11 protein-coding genes and 4 pseudogenes are annotated in these 17,612 nt (G+C 69.7%); 11 read left to right on the forward strand and 4 right to left on the reverse strand.

From position 1 onward, the window contains the following. The first annotated feature begins 68 nt into the window (after positions 1–68). From dxs to trmA, 5 genes are all read left to right on the forward strand, one after another. Complete coding sequence (gene dxs / locus Atro_RS09930; RefSeq protein ID WP_497927457.1) at positions 69–1,955, forward strand: 1-deoxy-D-xylulose-5-phosphate synthase; 1,887 nt, start codon at positions 69–71, stop codon at positions 1,953–1,955. Positions 1,956–2,010: 55 nt separating this feature from the next. Continuing rightward, positions 2,011–3,909 carry a TonB-dependent receptor domain-containing protein gene (locus Atro_RS09935; protein ID WP_497927659.1) on the forward strand — a complete coding sequence of 633 codons (1,899 nt, stop codon included), beginning with the start codon at positions 2,011–2,013 and terminating at the stop codon, positions 3,907–3,909. 136 nt (positions 3,910–4,045) lie between these two features. Next, positions 4,046–4,624, forward strand: a complete 579-nt coding sequence (locus Atro_RS09940; RefSeq protein WP_497927458.1) for a peroxiredoxin — start codon at positions 4,046–4,048, stop codon at positions 4,622–4,624. Between the two features lie 123 nt (positions 4,625–4,747). Then, complete coding sequence (locus Atro_RS09945) at positions 4,748–6,043, forward strand: NCS2 family permease (protein ID WP_497927459.1); 1,296 nt, start codon at positions 4,748–4,750, stop codon at positions 6,041–6,043. A gap of 108 nt (positions 6,044–6,151) precedes the next feature. Next, positions 6,152–7,240 (forward strand): tRNA (uridine(54)-C5)-methyltransferase TrmA, encoded by a 1,089-nt coding sequence (gene trmA / locus Atro_RS09950; protein WP_497927460.1) that lies wholly within the window; start codon positions 6,152–6,154, stop codon positions 7,238–7,240. 15 nt (positions 7,241–7,255) lie between these two features. On the opposite strand, the gene Atro_RS09955 is transcribed toward trmA, so the two are convergent. Further along, positions 7,256–7,762 carry a DUF4345 family protein gene (locus Atro_RS09955; RefSeq protein WP_497927461.1) on the reverse strand — a complete coding sequence of 169 codons (507 nt, stop codon included), beginning with the start codon at positions 7,760–7,762 and terminating at the stop codon, positions 7,256–7,258. Positions 7,763–7,943: 181 nt separating this feature from the next. On the opposite strand from Atro_RS09955, the gene Atro_RS09960 reads away from it, so the two are divergent. Both Atro_RS09960 and ypfJ read left to right on the forward strand, forming a co-directional pair. After that, positions 7,944–8,378, forward strand: coding sequence for a DUF411 domain-containing protein (locus Atro_RS09960; protein WP_497927462.1), 435 nt, complete (start codon positions 7,944–7,946; stop codon positions 8,376–8,378). Positions 8,379–8,459: 81 nt separating this feature from the next. Next, a pseudogene (gene ypfJ / locus Atro_RS09965) lies at positions 8,460–9,313 on the forward strand (KPN_02809 family neutral zinc metallopeptidase). Positions 9,314–9,338: 25 nt separating this feature from the next. Here ypfJ and Atro_RS09970 read toward each other — a convergent pair. The 3 genes and pseudogenes from Atro_RS09970 to Atro_RS09980 all read right to left on the reverse strand — a co-directional run bounded on the left by Atro_RS09970 (position 9,339) and on the right by Atro_RS09980 (position 11,686). Beyond that, entirely contained in the window at positions 9,339–9,935 is a 597-nt protein-coding gene (locus tag Atro_RS09970; protein WP_497927463.1) for an HAD family hydrolase, read from the reverse strand. After that, positions 9,932–10,802: pseudogene (tesB, locus tag Atro_RS09975) on the reverse strand (acyl-CoA thioesterase II). Before tesB ends, Atro_RS09970 begins: the two are co-directional and overlap by 4 nt. Positions 10,803–10,909: 107 nt before the next feature. Further along, entirely contained in the window at positions 10,910–11,686 is a 777-nt protein-coding gene (locus Atro_RS09980) for a ferredoxin--NADP reductase (protein WP_497927464.1), read from the reverse strand. Between the two features lie 136 nt (positions 11,687–11,822). Here Atro_RS09980 and Atro_RS09985 point away from each other — a divergent pair. The 4 genes and pseudogenes from Atro_RS09985 (at position 11,823) to Atro_RS10000 (ending at position 17,609) form a co-directional block, all read left to right on the forward strand. Further along, a pseudogene (locus Atro_RS09985) lies at positions 11,823–12,946 on the forward strand (methyltransferase). 404 nt (positions 12,947–13,350) lie between these two features. Beyond that, positions 13,351–14,427, forward strand: a complete 1,077-nt coding sequence (alr, locus tag Atro_RS09990; RefSeq protein WP_497927465.1) for an alanine racemase — start codon at positions 13,351–13,353, stop codon at positions 14,425–14,427. 109 nt (positions 14,428–14,536) lie between these two features. Continuing rightward, positions 14,537–16,815: pseudogene (locus tag Atro_RS09995) on the forward strand (YgiQ family radical SAM protein). Between the two features lie 194 nt (positions 16,816–17,009). Next, positions 17,010–17,609 (forward strand): PepSY-associated TM helix domain-containing protein, encoded by a 600-nt coding sequence (locus tag Atro_RS10000; RefSeq protein ID WP_497927466.1) that lies wholly within the window; start codon positions 17,010–17,012, stop codon positions 17,607–17,609. Positions 17,610–17,612 lie beyond the last annotated feature (3 nt).

A 17,612-nucleotide genomic window follows, 5' to 3' on the forward strand; every position in this document is an offset into this window, starting at 1 on the left:
CGAATTTCTAGACGTCGCCGCGATCGGGTAAAATGCCGCCTCTTTTTATCTCCCGTAACGATCCTCCGATGCCCAAGACGTTCCACGAGATTCCCCGCGAGCGCCCCGCCACCCCCCTGCTGGACCGCGCCGCGACGCCGGACCGGCTGCGCCAGCTCGGCGAGGCGGAGCTGGAAGTGCTGGCCAACGAACTGCGCCAGGACCTGCTCTATACGGTCGGGCAGACCGGCGGGCACTTCGGTGCCGGGCTCGGTGTGATCGAGCTGACCATCGCCCTGCACTACGTCTTCAATACCCCCGAGGACCGTCTGGTGTGGGACGTCGGCCATCAGGCCTATCCCCACAAGATCCTCACCGGACGCCGCGAGCGCATGCTCACGCTGCGCCAGAAGGACGGCATCGCCGCCTTTCCGCGCCGCTCGGAAAGCCCCTACGACACCTTCGGCGTCGGCCACTCCAGCACCTCCATCGGTGCGGCGCTGGGCATGGCCATCGCCGCGCGGATGAAGGGCGAGCAGCGCAAGTGCATCGCGGTGATCGGCGATGGCGCCATGACCGCCGGCATGGCCTTCGAGGCGCTCAACCACGCCTCGGACGTGCAGGCCGACATGCTCGTGGTGCTCAACGACAACGACATGTCGATCTCCAACAACGTCGGCGGGCTGTCCAACTACCTGGCCAAGATCCTCTCCAGCCGCACCTATGCCAGCATGCGCGAAGGCAGCAAGAACATCCTCTCGCGCCTGCCCGGCGCCTGGGAGATCGCCCGGCGCACCGAGGAGTACGCCAAGGGCATGCTGGTGCCCGGCACCCTCTTCGAGGAGCTCGGCTGGAACTACATCGGCCCGATCGACGGCCACGACCTGCCGATCCTGCTCGCCACCCTGCGCAACATGCGCGACCTCAAGGGGCCGCAGTTCCTCCACGTGGTGACCAAGAAGGGCAAGGGCTTCGCCCCGGCCGAGGCCGACCCCATCGGCTACCACGCGATCACCAAGCTGGAGCCGGAAGGCAGCGAACCGAAGAAGCCCAAGGGACCCAAGTACTCCAGCGTCTTCGGCCGCTGGCTGTGCGACATGGCCGCTACCGACCCGCGGCTGACCGGCATCACCCCGGCGATGAAGGAAGGCTCCGACCTGGTCGCCTTCAGCCAGCGCTTTCCGGACCGCTACTTCGACGTGGCCATCGCCGAGCAGCACGCGGTGACCCTCGCCGCCGGCATGGCCTGCGACGGCCTCAAGCCGGTGGTGGCGATCTACTCGACCTTCCTGCAGCGCGCCTACGACCAGCTGATCCACGACGTCGCGGTACAGAACCTCGACGTGCTGTTTGCCGTCGACCGCGCCGGGCTGGTCGGCGAGGACGGCCCGACCCATGCCGGCAGCTTCGACCTCTCCTACCTGCGCTGCATCCCCGGCATGCTGGTGATGACCCCCAGCGACGAAAACGAGCTACGCCGGATGCTCACCACCGGCTACCTGTTCGAAGGCCCGGCGGCAGTGCGCTACCCGCGCGGCAACGGCCCGAATGCGCCCATCGAACCGGGCCTGGAGCCCCTGCCAATCGGCAAGGGCGTGCTGCGCCGCCAGGGCCGCAAGGTGGCGCTGCTGGTGTTCGGCGTGCAACTGGCCGAGGCGCTGCAGGTGGCCGAGACGCTGGACGCCACGGTAGCCGACATGCGCTTCGTCAAGCCGCTGGACGAGGCCCTGGTACGCGAGCTGGCTGCCGGCCACGAGCTGCTGGTGACCATCGAGGAAAACAGCGTCATGGGCGGCGCCGGCAGCGCGGTGGCGGAATTCCTCGCCGCCGAGAGCCTCGTCAGGCCGATCCTCCACCTGGGCCTGCCGGACTACTACGTGGAACATGCCAAGCCCGCCGAGATGCTCGCCGAATGCGGCCTCGACGCCGCCGGCATCGAGGCGGCGGTGCGCCGACGTCTGACGCAGCCGGACTGAACGGGCCGGACAGGGACGTCGAATGGAAAACCAGCACGCCAGCCGCCGGCGCCGCATGACGCCTGCCCGTCTCGCCCTGGCCGCGCTCCTGCTGCCCGCCCCCCTTCTCGCCGCCGACTCGAGCGACGCCCCGCCGGCCTACCGCCTGCCGGCCCAGCCTGTCATCTCGCGGAAATCGGCGGAGCACGTCGAGCCGACGAGCGCCGCCGCCACGGTGTTCGAGCGCGACGACATCGAGCGCCTGCAGGTGCAAAGCGTGCCGGAGCTGCTGAACCGGGTGCCCGGCGTGGTCATGGCCCAGGCCGGCGGGCGCGGCGCGCTGAGCGGCGCCTTCATCCGCGGCGCCAATCCCGGCCAGACCCTGGTGCTGGTCGACGGGGTGCGCGTCAGTGCCGCCGCCACCGGCCTGGCTCGCCTGGAACTCCTCGACCCCGGACGCATCGAGCGCATCGAGGTGATCCGCGGTCCCCTGGCCAGCCAGTACGGCGCCGATGCCATCGGCGGGCTGATCCGGATCACCACCCGCCGCGGCGAGGCCGGCCTGCAGCCGCGCCTGCGTCTGGCGGTCGGCAACCGGGGCACCTTCGAGCGCGAGCTGGGCCTGTCCGGCGGCGACGGCCGGACCCGCTTCGACCTCGGCGCCAGCCAGGTGGAGAGCCAGGGCTTCGACCGCAGCTCCGATGACCGCGGACGCGATGCCGACCATGACGGCTTCCGCCGCCGCGCCCTCGGCCTGACCCTCGAGCATCGCTTCAGCGACAGCCTGCAGGCCGGTCTGAACCTGCTCGACCAGCGCGGCGAGACCGAACTGGACGACGTCTACAGCTTCAGGCCCGGCGACCTCCATGAGCGCTTTTCCGTCAGCAGCCTCGCCGCCCATCTCGAGGCCCGCCCCAGCGATGCCTGGACCAGCCGCATCGAAGTCGGCCACTTCGAGAACCGGATCGAGAACCACGACGACTACAACGCCTTCAACAACTACAGCTTCGACACCTACCGGGACTCGCTGACCTGGTTCAACACCCTGCGGCTCGACGCGCGCCGGCAGCTGCTGCTCGGCGCCGAGTGGTACGAGGAGCGCCTGCACAGCGAGCTCGACTACGACGAAAGCCGGCGCTGGAACCGTGCGGCCTTCATCCGCCACAGCTACCGGGGCGATGGCTTCGGCGCCGAAGTCGGCCTGCGCCACGACGACAACCAGCGCTTCGGCAGCGAAGACAGCTGGAGCGCGGCACTGACCCTGAACGTGGCGCGCGCCACCGAACTGGTCCTGAGCTACGCAGAGGGCTTCCATGCGCCGAGCTTCAGCGAACTCTACTTTCCGCCCACCCCGATCCACGGCGGCAATCCCGAGCTCGGGCCGGAACGCTCGAAGAGCTACGAGATCCAGCTGCGCGGCGAGCACCGCAAAACCCACTGGAGTCTGTCCGCCTATCGCACCGAGGTGGACGATCTGATCGTCGAGACCAGGCGGGCGGGGAGCCTCTTCAGCCGTCCGGAGAACATCGACCGGGCGCGCCTGCAGGGACTGGAGCTGGCCCTGTCGCGCGACGTCCTCGGCTGGCAGGCGGCGCTGGCCGCCAGCCTGGTCGACCCGCGCGACCGCGACAGCGGCCACACCCTGCCGCGCCGGGCCAGACGCAACCTGAGCCTGGATCTCGACCGCCGCTTCGGCGCTTTCTCCGCCGGCCTCGGCTGGCAGGCGGTGTCCAGCCGCTACGAAGACGAGGCCAACGAACACGAAATCCCCGGCTACGCCCTGCTCGGCCTGCGCGGCAGCTGGCAGATGACCGGCGCACTGCAATGGCAGGTCAAGATCGACAACCTGCTGGACAAGGACTATTCGCAGGTGCTCTACAGCCGGCCCAACACTCCCTACTACACCAGCGTCGGCCTGCACGAGTACCAGCAGGAAGGCCGCAGCGCCCTGCTCTCGCTGACCTGGACGCCATAACGTTCTCGCGGCCGCGGTAAATTGGCTCTATCGCACGGCGAGCCTCGCAAGAACACCATCCGACTGAAGCGGGCTGCAGACTCTGGAAACCGCCTCAGTCCCCAGTGAAGGGAAACAGACAAAGGAGTCGATCAGCATGCGTTCGGACAATCCTCATGCACTCCCGGACGATCTGCCCGTCCCCCAGGACGATGGCGCTTGCGACCACCTCCCCGGCGCACGGCTTCCCCCGCTCGCCTTGCGGGCGACCTCCGGAGAAAGCGTGGATCTTTCCGAGGTCGGAACACCCTGGGTCATCGTCTATTGCTATCCGCGGACAGGGAAACCCGATCAGGAACCGCTCGGCGGCACACAGGCATGGAACGCGATACCCGGTGCCCGTGGCTGCACGCCCCAGTCCTGTGCTTATCGCGATCATCATGCGGAACTCCATGCCTTGGGCGCTACGGTCTATGGCTTGAGCACACAGGATACGGAGTACCAGCGGGAAGCCGTCGAGCGGCTGCACCTGCCGTTTCCGCTATTGAGCGACGCACGACTGGCCTTTGCCGGAGCCTTGCGGCTTCCCACCTTCGAGGTAGCCGGGCAGGAACTGATCAAGCGGCTCACGCTGATCGCGCGCGACGGCAGGATCGAGAAAGTGCTCTACCCCGTCTACCCGGCCGACAGCGATGCGGAACACGTCATGGCATGGCTCGCCACCCAAAGGTGCTAGCGCCCCGGGCACCCGGCAAATTTTCGCCGCTCCGCCGAGCTGCTATCATCCGCAGCCCTTTTGCGCGGCGTGGCGCGCTCTGCCCTGCCTTGCCCCGAACCGGGGGCACCGACGGAGATCCGCATGCTGGAGAAGCTGTTCCGACTCGAAGCGCACGGCACCACGCTGCGCACCGAGCTGCTGGCCGGCCTGACCACCTTCCTGACCATGGCCTACATCCTCTTCGTCAACCCGAGCATCCTCGGCGAGACGGGCATGGACAAGGGCGCGGTGTTCGTCGCCACGGCACTGGCCGCGGCCATCGGCTCGGCGCTGATGGGGCTGATCGCCAACTACCCGATCGCGCTGGCCCCCGGCATGGGCCTCAACGCCTTCTTCACCTACGGCGTGGTGCTGCAGATGGGCCACAGCTGGCAGGTGGGGCTCGGTGCGGTGTTCCTCTCCGCCTGCCTGTTCTTCCTGATCTCGATCCTGCGCGTCCGCGAATGGGTCATCGACAGCATCCCGCTGCCGCTGCGAGCCGCCATCGGCGCCGGCATCGGCCTGTTCCTCGCGCTGATCGCCCTGCAGAACGCGGGCATCGTCGTCGGCCATCCGGTGACCCTGCTGACCCTCGGCGACCTCACCCAGGCCCCGCCGCTCCTCGCCGCGCTGGGCTTTCTGCTGATCGTCACCCTGGAGGCGCGGCGGGTGCCCGGCGCGGTACTGCTCGGCATCCTCGCCGTGACCCTCGCCGCCGTCGGCCTCGGCGTCACGCCCTTCGCCGGGGTGCTGGCGCTGCCGCCGTCGCTGGCACCGACCCTGCTCCAGCTGGACATCGCCGGCGCCCTGGAGATCGGCCTGGTCAGCGTGGTCTTCGCCTTCCTGTTCGTCGACGTGTTCGACAACTCCGGCACCCTGATCGCCGTGGCCCGCCGCGCCGGGCTGATGACCCCGGACGGCCGTCTGCCGAAGATGGGCCGCGCCCTGCTCGCCGACAGCGCCGCGGCCCTCGGCGGCTCGCTGCTCGGCACCTCGACCACCACCAGCTACATCGAGTCCGCCGCCGGGGTGAGCGCCGGCGGGCGCACCGGGCTGACCGCCTGCACGGTCGCCCTGCTGTTCCTGGCCAGCCTGTTCTTCGCTCCGCTGGCCGCCAGCATCCCGGCCTTCGCCACCGCGCCGGCGCTGCTGTTCGTCGCCGTACTGATGGTCTCTGCCCTCGTCGAACTCGACTGGAGCGACCTGACCACCACCGCGCCGGTGCTGCTCACCGCCCTGGCCATGCCGCTGACCTACTCGATCGCCAACGGCATCGCTTTCGGCTTCATCGCCTGGAGCGCGATCAAACTGCTCGCCGGCCGCCATCACGAGCTGAATCCGGCGCTGTTGATCCTCGCCGGGCTGTTCGCGATCAAGCTGGGCTGGTTCAACGCATGAGCCATACTCCGAACGGATTGGACGCGCCTGCCGCGTCGATGCCGGCCCCCTGAACACCAGCAGCCGCAATCAAGCGCCTATCCGCCTCCGCAACCCACGAGTGACCCCATGAGCCTTCCGCACTTCGCCCCTTCGCATTACGACGCCCAACTGGCCGAAAAGAAGGCGCGCCTGATCGAGCTGCTGGCGCCCTTCGCCGCGCCCGAGCCGGAGCTGTTCGACTCGCCCCGCGCGCACTACCGCCTGCGCGCCGAGTTCCGCCTGTGGCGCGAGGGCGAGGAGCGCCACTACGCGATGTTCGATCCCGCCGACAAGCGCCAGCCGATCCTCCTCGACGACTTTCCCATCGCCGGCGAGCGCATCAACCAGCTGATGCCGCGCCTGAAGGCCGCCTGGCAGAACAGCGCGACGCTCGCCTTCAAGCTGTTCCAGGTGGAGTTCCTCACCACCCTGGCCGGCGACGCGCTGATCACCCTGTGCTACCACCGCCCGCTGGACGCCTTCTGGCAGACCGCCGCCGAGCAGCTCGCCGCGGAGCTGGGGGTGAGCATCGTCGGCCGCTCGCGGGGCCAGCGGATCGTCATCGGCCGCGACTACGTGGAGGAGGAATTGACGGTGGCCGGGCGGCGCTTCCGCTACCGCCAGCCGGAGGGCGCCTTCACCCAGCCCAACGGCGTGGTCTGCGAGAAGATGCTGAACTGGGCCTTCGCGGCGCTCGGCGAACGCGACGACGACCTGCTGGAGCTGTACTGCGGCAACGGCAACTTCACCCTGCCGCTGGCGACCCGGGTGCGCCGGGTGCTGGCCACCGAGATCAGCAAGACCTCGGTGAACGCCGCGCTGGCCAACCTGGACGACAACGGCGTGGACAACGTGACCCTGGTGCGCCTGTCCGCCGAGGAGCTGACCCAGGCGCTCAACGAGGTGCGGCCGTTCCGCCGGCTGGCCGGCATCGACCTGAAGGGCTACGCCTTCGGCAGCGTGTTCGTCGACCCGCCGCGCGCCGGCATGGACCCGGATACCTGCGAGCTGACTCGGCGCTTCGAGCGCATCCTCTACATCTCCTGCAACCCGGAAACCCTGGCGGCGAACATCGCCCAGCTCCACGACACGCACCGCATCGTGCGCTGCGCGCTGTTCGACCAGTTCCCCTACACCCATCACATGGAGGCGGGAGTGCTGCTGGAACGACGCTGAGAGCCCCTGGGACGCTCAGTTCTGGCGCAGCTTGTCGGGCCGGCCGAGCGACGGCTCCCGGCGATGCCGCAGGCTGCCGAAGTCGTCGTCGAGCTCTTCCGGCAACGGCGTGATCGCCCGGGGCGGCTCCATCACCGGCTCGGGCTTCAAGCGGTACAGGGCGAGCAGCGCCAGCAGTGCGCTGCCCACCTTGTAGGCCAGCGCGCCGAGATCCAGGCTGCGCAGGGCGCCGCCGTCCAGCCACAGCGAGCCCAGGCGCGCCAGTACCAGCGCCGCCTGCATGACGATCAGCAACACCAGGGCGCTGCGCAGCCGCTCCGGACGCCGGGTCGACCACAGCAGGAACAGCGCCAGGCCCAGCTGCAGGCCGCCGTAGTAGACCCGGGTATTGCTCGCCGAGACCGCCTCCATCAGCAGCATGCCGTTCAGGTTGGCCATTTCGTAGGGGCGCAGCCAGTAGGCCAGGCCCAGCCCGCCCATGACCACCACCTGAACCAGCAGGACGATTCGGGCGAAAAGCATGTCGATTCTCTCCATCAGGGGATGTGCCGCCGTCCAACCGGCACGGCATTTGGCCATCTATGCATCGGTCCACAAAAGACCCGCGCCGGCGTCATTCGTTCGCCGCGCCGAACGTCCCGGCAGGCTTGGGCCGCCGAAAGGGAAGGACTATCCTGCACGCCTTCCGCCGTCGGAGATTCCCATGCGTCGTCTCGCCTTGCTCGCCCTTGCCACCGCCACCGCCGTCCAGGCCGCCGAACCCGCCGCCATCGACGTGTACCGCGACCCCGGCTGCGACTGTTGCCAGGCCTGGGTCCAACACCTGCAGGACCACGGTTTCGCCGTCAACGACCACGCCGAGACGAACCTGAGTGCGCTCAAGTTCCGCCTCGGCGTGCCCTACAGCCTGGGCTCCTGCCACACCGCGGTGATCGACGGCAAGTTCGTCGAGGGCCATGTGCCGGCCGCCGACATCCTCCGGCTGCGCCGCCAGCCCGATCTGATCGGCGCCGCGGTGCCGGGGATGCCGATCGGCTCGCCGGGCATGGAGATCGGCGACCGCCAGGAGGCCTACCAGGCGATCGGCGTCACCCGCAGCGGCGAGTGGCGCGTGCTTGCCGACTATCCGGCGCGCTGACTCTTCCCCGGCGGCGGCGGGCGTCGCCGCGCGATACCGGCCTAGACTGAGGGGTATCGTTCAAGCCAAGGGGATACCGCCATGCGCTGGAAACGGGCACGACGCAGCGACAACGTGGTGGATGCGCGCGGCGCTGGCCTGCGCTTCGGCGGCAAGGGCCTGGGCCTCGGCGGCATCGCACTGGTGGTGATCGTCGGCCTGCTGATGGGCCGGGACCCGGGGCAGATCCTCACCGAGCTGACCACCCAGAGCTCGGTCGACTCGCAGCAGACCGGCGCACCGCCCGTCAACGACGAACAGGCCGAATTCGTCCGTGCCGTGCTCGGCGACACCGAGGACACCTGGCGAGCGCTGTTCCAGCAGGCCGGACGCGAGTACCGGGACCCGGCCCTGGTGCTGTTCAGCCAGGGGTGAACTCCGCCTGCGGCTTCGCCAGCCAGGCGGTCGGCCCCTTCTACTGCCCCGCCGACCAGCGGGTCTACCTGGACCTGGCGTTCTTCGACGAGCTGGCCCGGCGCTTCGCCGCCTCCGGCGATTTCGCCCAGGCCTACGTGATCGCCCATGAGGTCGGCCACCACGTGCAGACCCTGCTCGGCGTCTCCGCCCGGGTGAATGCGGCCCGCCAGCGCGGCGAGCCTCTGGAGGGCGCGACCGGCCTGCAGGTGCGCCAGGAGCTGCAGGCCGACTGTCTGGCCGGCGTCTGGGCCAATCACGCCCAGCGGCGCCTAGACTGGCTGGAGCCCGGCGATCTGGAAGAAGCCCTGAACGCCGCCAACGCCATCGGCGACGACCGCCTGCAGCGCCACGGCCGCGGTCAGGTGGTGCCCGACTCCTTCACCCACGGCACCTCGGAACAGCGGGTGCGCTGGTTCCGGACGGGCTTCGAGAGCGGCGAAGTCGGCCGCTGCAACACCTTCCAGACCAGCAGGCTGTGAGGCGTCCGGCGCCCGTGGCGCGGGGTCAACCGGTCTGCAGCTGCGCCAGCAGCTCGAAGCAGTCGCGCACCTGCCAGTCGGTCAGCTCGGGCCAGGGGTTTTCCGTCGCGCAGACCAGCACGGCGCAGGCTCCGGCGCCGCGCGCGCACTCCAGGTCGTTGCGGTAGTCGCCGACCATCACCAGCGCTCCGGGCGCCACGTCCCAGGCGGCGGCCAGTTGCAGCAGGCCGCCGGGATGGGGCTTGGGCGGCGCCTCGTCGCGGCCGACGATGTCCGCGCGGGCGAAGCAGTCGGCCAGACCGATCGCCTGAAGGGTGAGCAACGCCAGTTCGTGGGCGTTGCGGGTCAAAAGGCCGAGGCGACAGCCGCACCCGCGCAAGGTGCGCACCAGCTCCACCGCGCCGGCGGCCGGACGGGCGGCCAGGGCCAGCGCGCGCTCGTGCTCGAGCAGCCAGGCGTGCTTGGCCGCCGCCTGCGCCGCCGGCAGGGCGGCCAGGTGATGGAGGATGTCGTCCTCCGGCGGGATCTCCAGGGCGCGGCGGATCGCGGCGAAGTCGTGGACGGCGACGGTCAGGGTGCCGTCCATGTCGAACACCCAGTGGCGGGCCGCGGCGAACCTCACTGCCAGTCCTCGCGCCGGCGGATCAGGCCTTCCTGGGCCATGGAGGCGACCAGCCGGCCGCGGCGGTCGAACACGTGGCCGCGGGCGAAGCCGCGGGCATTGGCGGCCCAGGGGCTCTCCACCGCGAACAGCAGCCAGTCGTCCAGGCGCAAGTCGCCGTGGAACCACAGGGCATGGTCGAGGCTCGCCACCTGCATGAACTTCTGGAACACCGACACCCGTGCGGCTGCAGCGCGGTGTTCAGCAGGGAGAAGTCCGAGGCGTAGGCGAGCAGGTAGCGGTGCAGCTGCGGAACGTCCGGCAGGCGGCCGTCGGCGCGGAACCAGGCGTAGCGGATCGGTGCGCAGGGCTCGGGGGAGAAGGGATTGACCCGGGTCACCGGGCGGATCTCGATCGGCTTGGCGCTGATCGCCCAGTCGTGGATGCGCTCCGGCAGCCGGTCGGCGACCTGCCGGGCCAGCTCGGTTTCCGAGGCCAGCCCTCCGGCCCCGGCACCTCGGGCATCGTCGGCTGCTGGTGCTCGAGTCCCTCCTCGCCAGCCTGGAAGGAGGCGGAGCAGGTGAAGATCGGCCGGCCCTTCTGGATCGCAGTGACCCGCCGGGCGCTGAAGCTCTTGCCGTCGCGCAGCGGGTCGACCTCGTAGAGCACCGGCAGGCTGGCGTCGCCGGGGCGCAGGAAATAGCCGTGCAGCGAATGCACCTGGCGGCCGGCCTCGACCGTCTGGCTGGCCGCCGATACCGCCTGGCCGAGCACCTGGCCGCCGAACAGCTGGCGCAGGCCGAGGTCCTCGCTGCGGCCGCGGAACAGGTTTTCCTCGATGGGCTCGAGGCTCAGCAGGGCGACCAGGTTGTCGAGAATCTCCGTCATCGGTTGTATATCCCTCGTGCAAGGCTTGTCGACGGCGGCCGGAGGGCCGCCCTGTGGATACGACTCTGCCAGCGCCGGCCGTCCGGGCCAAGAGGAATACCCTTCCGCTACCAGTAGTTCTCCACCGCCACCTGGCCCGGCTTGCGGCTCAGGCTGAGCTGCAGGTCGCGCGCCTTGAGCAGTTCCCGGCAGTCCTTGATCATCTGCGGGTTGCCGCAGAGCATGAGCCGCGAGTACGCCGGGTCGATCGGCAGGCCGGCGGCGCGCTCCAGCTCGCCGCTGCCGAGCAGCGTGGTGATGCGCCCGTGCAGGGTCCCGGGCGCCGCCTCGCGGGTCACCAGCGGCAGGTAGTGCAACTGCCCGGCGCCGCCCGGCGCCGACATGCGCGCCGGCAGCTCGCCGATCTGCTCGCGGTAGGCCAGCTCGCCGGCAATGCGCACGCTGTGCACCAGCAGGATGTGCTCGAAGCGGTGCCAGACCTCGGGGTCGCGCAGAATCGATAGAAAAGGCCCGATCCCGGTGCCGGTGGCCAGCAACCAGAGGTCGCGGCCGTCGGGGAAGCGCTCGAGGGTCAGAAAACCGTAGGGCTGGCGCTCGACGAACAGCGTATCGCCGGCCTTCAGCCGGCACAGTTCGCTGGTGAACTCGCCGCCCGGCACCACCACGGAGAAGAACTCGAGGCAGTCGTCGGCCGGCGCCGAGACCATCGAATAGGCGCGCCAGACGGTGCCGCCGTCGGCCTTGCAGAGACCGAGGCGGGCGAACTGGCCGGCGCGGAAACGGAACTCCGGCGGGCGCGTGCAGCGCAGGCTGAACAGGGTGTCGCTCCAGGGCCAGACCTCGAGCAGCGTCTGCCGGGTGAACTTGTCTTCGCTGGCGGTCATACTTCGCTCCTCGTTCGCCGCCGGTATCCGGGCGAACGCCATGACTGTGTCCGGGCCGGCGCTCTCGGCAGGGGCGGATCGACCGCCCGGCAAAGGCGCCGGTCTCTCTTTTGGTATAGACAAGCGCCGCCCCGCCATGCCCATTCTCGACACCCCGTTCGCCCACCTCGAGCTGCAGCGCCAGCCGCCGCGGCGCGACGATCCCCTGCAGGCCTTCGATGCCGCCGACGAGTACCTGCTGCAGCACCTGCACGCGCAGGGCCTGCCCGCGGAATCGCGGCTGCTGCTGCTCAACGATGCCTTCGGCGCGCTGGCCTGCGCCCTGGCGGGCCACGCCCGGGTGACCAGCAGCGGCGACTCGCATCTGGGCCGGCTGGCCCTGCAGGACAACCTGCAACGCAACGGCCTGGCGGAGGAAGCGGTGACCTTCGTGCCGGCCAGCGCGGTCGCCGAGGGCCCCTTCGACCGGGTGCTGATCCGCGTGCCCAAGACCCTCGCGCTGCTCGAGGAGCAGCTGATCCGCCTGCACGGCCGGCTGGCGCCGGGCGCCCAGGTGATCGCCGCGGCCATGCTCAAGCACCTGCCGCGCGCCGCCGGCGACCTGCTGGAGCGCTACGTCGGCCCGGTGCAGGCCTCGCTGGCGGTGAAGAAGGCGCGCCTGCTGTTCGCCACGCCGGAGCCGAAGCCCGCACCGCGCTCGCCCTATCCGACCCGCTACCGCCTCGACCGGCCGTCCGTCGAGCTGCTCAACCACGCCAACGTATTCTGCCGCGAGGGCTGGACATCGGCACCCGCGCCTTCCTCCCCCACCTGCCCACGAACCTCGGCGATGCACGGGTCGCCGACCTCGGCTGCGGCAACGGGGTGCTGGCCATCGCCTGCGCGCTGGCCAATCCCGAGGCGCGGCTGACCCTGGTCGACGAGTCCTACATGGCCGTGCAGTCGGCCGCCGAGAACTGGCGCGCGGCGCTCGGCGAACGCCCGGCGGAGATCCGCGCCGCCGACGGCCTGGCCGGGCAGGCGGAGCGCTCCCTGGAGGCGGTGCTGTGCAACCCGCCGTTCCATCAGCAGCAAGTGGTCGGCGACTTCCTCGCCTGGCGCATGTTCCAGCAGGCACGGGCGGCCCTGGTGCCGGGCGGCGCGCTGTGGATCGTCGGCAACCGCCACCTGGGTTATCACGTCAAGCTCAAGAAGCTGTTCTCCCGGGTCGAGCAGGTGGCGGCGACGCCCAAGTTCGTGGTCCTCAAGGCAAGCCGCTGAGCAGGAAACGAGCAATCTTGTCCAAGGCCTGCCACAGGCGGGCCCGCGCCATTCGTGCGCAGCTTATCCACAGGCTGCTTCACAGTTCTGCAGGACAAACCGATGGCATTCCGGAATGCGCCCGCGCGCACGCCGCTTTTCCTTGACGCCAGGAAAACCGCCTGTTCCGGCCATATTCCCTGCGTTCTGCTCACTTTTCGCCCAGACAGGCCGCAAGCCGCGCCGCGCCGCGAACAGCGCAGTTGTTCCCAGTTTTATCCACAAGCATACCTACAGAATTCGGGGAAATCCCCCGCGCTACCGGGGGGCTTTCCCCGCGGTTCGCGCCCGTTCCCACGGCCGGGACACTGCGGCGGCGCTGCCGCCGGAGTACCATGGGCGTCCCGTTTTTCAAGGACCACTCCATGCGCCCTCTCGTCGCCACGGTCGATCTGGCCGCCCTCCGTCACAACCATGCCCTGGCCAAGGGCTGCGCGCCGGGCGCGCGGGCCTTCGCGGTGGTCAAGGCGAACGCCTACGGCCACGGCGTGCGCGAGGTGGTGACGGCGCTGCACGACGACGCCGACGGCTTCGCCGTGGCCTGCCTGGAGGAAGCCGCCGAAGTCCGCGCCCTGCACCCGAGCGCGCGGATTCTGCTGCTGGAGGGCTGCTTCGAGCCGCTGGAATATCAGGTCGCGGCGCACCTCGGCCTGGACGTGGCGCTGCAGGGCGCCGAGCAGGCCGAGGCGCTGCTCTCCGCCGAGCTGGAGCGCCCGCTGAACCTCTGGCTGAAACTGGACAGCGGCATGCACCGCCTGGGCTTTTCCGCGCCGGACCTGCGCGACTGGCACGCCCGCCTGCAGGGCGCCCGGCAGGTCGCCGAACTGAACCTGATGAGCCACTTCGCCTGCGCCGACGAGCCGGGCCATCCGCTCACCGCCCGGCAGCTGGACAGCTTCCTGGGCCTCGCCGATGTGCCGTTCGCCGCACGCAGCCTGGCCAACTCGGCGGCCGTCCTCGGCCTGCCGCAGGCCCATCTCGACTGGCTGCGCCCGGGCATCATGCTCTACGGCGCCAGCCCCTTCACCGGACAGGACGCTGCGACGCTGGGCCTGCGGCCGGCGATGAGCCTGACCGCCCGGCTGATCGCCATCCGCGCGGTGGCGCCGGGAGACACGGTCGGCTACGGCGCGACCTGGCGGGCCCGGAAGCCGGCGCGGATCGGCACGGTGAGCTGCGGCTACGCCGACGGCTATCCGCGCAGCGCACCCGCCGGCACCCCGCTGGCGATCCGCGGGCGGCGCGTGCCGCTGGCCGGGCGGGTGTCGATGGACATGCTGAGCGTGGACCTGAGCGAGTTGCCCGAGGCGCAGGTCGGCGATGCGGTGGAGCTGTGGGGCGCCGATCTGCCGGTCGACGAGGTGGCCCGCGCCTGCGGCACCATCGGCTACGAACTGCTGACCCGGGTGAGCGCGCGGGTACCACGGCGCTACCGTTTCTAGCGCCATCCGGCCGCGCGGAACGACGTCTATAACCGACTGTGGCGCTCGGCCTTCTGCTCATTTTTTGTGCTATATTGCGCGCCCTTCGCAATCCCCTCCGGTCACCGCCATGCACCCAGCCAAGCCGCTCTTCGACTATCCCAAGTACTGGGCCGAATGCTTCGGGCCGGCGCCCTTCCTGCCGACGAGCCGGGAAGAGATGGAACAGCTCGGCTGGGACTCCTGCGACGTGATCATCGTCACCGGCGACGCCTATGTGGATCACCCCTCCTTCGGCATGGCGATCATCGGCCGCCTGCTGGAGGCCCAGGGCTTCCGGGTCGGCATCATCAGCCAGCCGGACTGGCGCGCGAAGGACGACTTCATGAAACTCGGCAGGCCGAACCTGTTCTTCGGGGTCGCCGCCGGCAACATGGACTCGATGATCAACCGCTACACCGCCGACCGGAAGATCCGCTCCGACGACGCCTACACGCCCGGCGGCATCGCCGGCAAGCGCCCGGACCGCGCCAGCCTGGTCTACAGCCAGCGCTGCAAGGAGGCCTGGAGCGAGGTGCCGGTGGTGCTCGGCGGCATCGAGGCCTCGCTGCGCCGCATCGCCCACTACGACTACTGGCAGGACAAGGTGCGCCGCTCGATCCTGATGGACGCCACCGCCGACCTGCTGCTGTTCGGCAACGCCGAGCGCGCCGTGGTGGAGGTGGCCCATCGGCTGGCCGCCGGGGAAGGCATCGCGTCGCTCACCGACATCCGCGGCAGCGCCTTCGTCCGCCGCGATACACCGGAAGGCTGGTTCGAGATCGACTCCACGCGCATCGACCGTCCGGGCAAGGTCGACAAGATCATCAATCCCTACGTCAACACCCAGGATCTCGAAGCCTGCGCCCTCGAACAGGCCAGGGGCGAGCCGGAAGATCCGCAGGCGGCGCAACCGGTCGAGCTGCTGCCGCACCCCAAGCTGAGCCGCGAGCGCACGGTGGTCCGCCTGCCGTCCTTCGAGAAGCTGCGCAACGACCCGGTGCTCTACGCCCACGCCAACCGCGTGCTGCACCAGGAAACCAACCCCGGCAACGCCCGCGCCCTGGTGCAGCGCCACGACAGCCTGGACGTCTGGCTCAATCCGCCGCCGATCCCGCTCTCCACCGAGGAGATGGACTACGTGTTCGGCCTGCCCTACGCCCGGGTGCCGCACCCGGCCTACGGCAGCGAGCGCATCCCGGCCTACGAGATGATCCGCTTCTCGGTGAACATCATGCGCGGCTGCTTCGGCGGCTGCACCTTCTGCTCGATCACCGAGCACGAGGGCCGAATCATCCAGAACCGCTCGGAGGAATCGATCCTGCGCGAGATCGAGGAGATCCGCGACCGGGTGCCGGGCTTCACCGGGGTGATCTCCGATCTGGGCGGGCCGACCGCCAACATGTACCGCATCGCCTGCAAGAGCCGGAAGATCGAGGCCGCCTGCCGCAAGCCTTCCTGCGTCTATCCGGGCATCTGCGACAACCTGAACACCGACCATTCGGCGCTGATCCATCTGTACCGTTCGGCTCGCGACCTGCCGGGGGTTAAGAAGATCCTGATCGCCTCGGGGCTGCGCTACGACTTGGCCGTGGAATCGCCGGAGTACGTCAAGGAGCTGGTCACCCACCACGTCGGCGGCTACCTGAAGATCGCCCCGGAGCACACCGAACAGGGCCCGCTGTCGAAGATGATGAAACCGGGCATCGGCACCTACGACCGCTTCAAGAAACTGTTCGACAAGTATTCGAAGGAGGCGGGCAAGGAGCAGTACCTGATCCCCTACTTCATCGCCGCGCATCCGGGCACCAGCGACGAGGACATGATGAACCTCGCCCTGTGGCTCAAGCGCAACGATTTCCGCGCCGACCAGGTGCAGGCCTTCTACCCCTCGCCGATGGCCACGGCGACCGCCATGTACCACTCCGGGCGCGACCCGCTGCGCAAGGTGACCTACAAGAGCGACGCGGTGACCATCGTCAAGAGCGAGCGCCAGCGCCGCCTGCACAAGGCCTTCCTGCGCTGGCACGATCCGCAGAACTGGCCGCTGCTGCGCGAGGCGCTGAAGGAGATGGGCCGCAGCGACCTGATCGGCAGCGGCAAGCACCAGCTGATCCCGGCCCACCAGCCGGAGAGCGACGGCTACCACAGCGCGCGGCGCAAGAACTCCACCCCGGCCGGCGGCAAGAAGGCCGGGAAACCCTTGCTCACCCAGCACACGGTCTGCCGCCGCGCAGCCAGGACGGCAACCCCTGGGACAAGCGCGAACAGGCCAAGGCCGCCGCCGAGGCGCGGCGCAAGGCCGGCAATGGCAACAACGGCAAGCCGGCGAAGGGCGGCAAGCCCAGGCGGCCGGTGGCACCGCGCTAGGGCCTGCGCTGATCCGGGCTTTCCTGGCGCATCGCCTGGATGCGCCATGGCCGCCAGGCTCCGCCCCTGGCCGGCTATCGGCGGAGCAGGCCGTTAATGAGAATTCCTGCCGTTTGTAAATCTCTCGCGTCCCAGCCGAAAACTCAATAAAGTGCCTGCCCCGTAGCGCCCCCTCGTTCATGCAGGACTTCGCAATGCCCCGCTCCTTCCGGCTCGGCACGCTCCGCCAATGGCACTGGATCAGCTCCGCCCTCTGCCTGGCGGGCATGCTGCTGTTCGCCGTCACCGGCATCACCCTCAACCACGCCGCGCAGATCGAAAGTCGCCCGCAGGTGGAAAACCACAGCGCCCGGCTGCCCGCGCCCCTGCTGACCGACCTGCAGGCGGCGCCGCCGGCGGCCGGCCTGCCGCCAGCGCTGCAGCAGTGGCTGGAGGGCGAGCTGGATCTCCATCTGGAAGGGCGCGAGGCCGAGTGGACGGAGGGCACGCTGTACATCGACCTGCCCCGCCCGGGCGGCGAGGCCTGGCTGAGCCTGGACCTCGCCGTCGGCGCGCTGGAATACGAGTCCACCGACCGCGGCTGGATCGCCTGGCTCAACGACCTGCACAAGGGGCGCCACACCGGCGAGGCCTGGACCTGGTTCATCGACGCCTTCGCTGCGGTCTGCGTGATCTTCAGCTTCACCGGGCTGCTGCTGTTGCAGCGCCAGGCCGCTTTCCGCCCGAGCACCTGGCCGCTGACCGGCCTCGGCCTGCTGCTGCCGCTGCTGATCGTCCTGCTGTTCGCCCATTGAAGG

It is taken from the genome of Azotobacter tropicalis (assembly GCF_059739045.1).

Coding starts and splice junctions, on each gene's coding strand:
- Atro_RS09955 (WP_497927461.1), bottom strand. CDS start 7,762: ATGCTTTTCGCCCGAATCGTCCTGCTGGTTCAGGTGGTGGTCATGGGC.
- Atro_RS09940 (WP_497927458.1), top strand. CDS start 4,046: ATGCGTTCGGACAATCCTCATGCACTCCCGGACGATCTGCCCGTCCCC.
- alr (WP_497927465.1), top strand. CDS start 13,351: ATGCGCCCTCTCGTCGCCACGGTCGATCTGGCCGCCCTCCGTCACAAC.
- Atro_RS09980 (WP_497927464.1), bottom strand. CDS start 11,686: ATGACCGCCAGCGAAGACAAGTTCACCCGGCAGACGCTGCTCGAGGTC.
- Atro_RS10000 (WP_497927466.1), top strand. CDS start 17,010: ATGCCCCGCTCCTTCCGGCTCGGCACGCTCCGCCAATGGCACTGGATC.
- dxs (WP_497927457.1), top strand. CDS start 69: ATGCCCAAGACGTTCCACGAGATTCCCCGCGAGCGCCCCGCCACCCCC.
- Atro_RS09960 (WP_497927462.1), top strand. CDS start 7,944: ATGCGTCGTCTCGCCTTGCTCGCCCTTGCCACCGCCACCGCCGTCCAG.
- trmA (WP_497927460.1), top strand. CDS start 6,152: ATGAGCCTTCCGCACTTCGCCCCTTCGCATTACGACGCCCAACTGGCC.
- Atro_RS09935 (WP_497927659.1), top strand. CDS start 2,011: ATGACGCCTGCCCGTCTCGCCCTGGCCGCGCTCCTGCTGCCCGCCCCC.
- Atro_RS09945 (WP_497927459.1), top strand. CDS start 4,748: ATGCTGGAGAAGCTGTTCCGACTCGAAGCGCACGGCACCACGCTGCGC.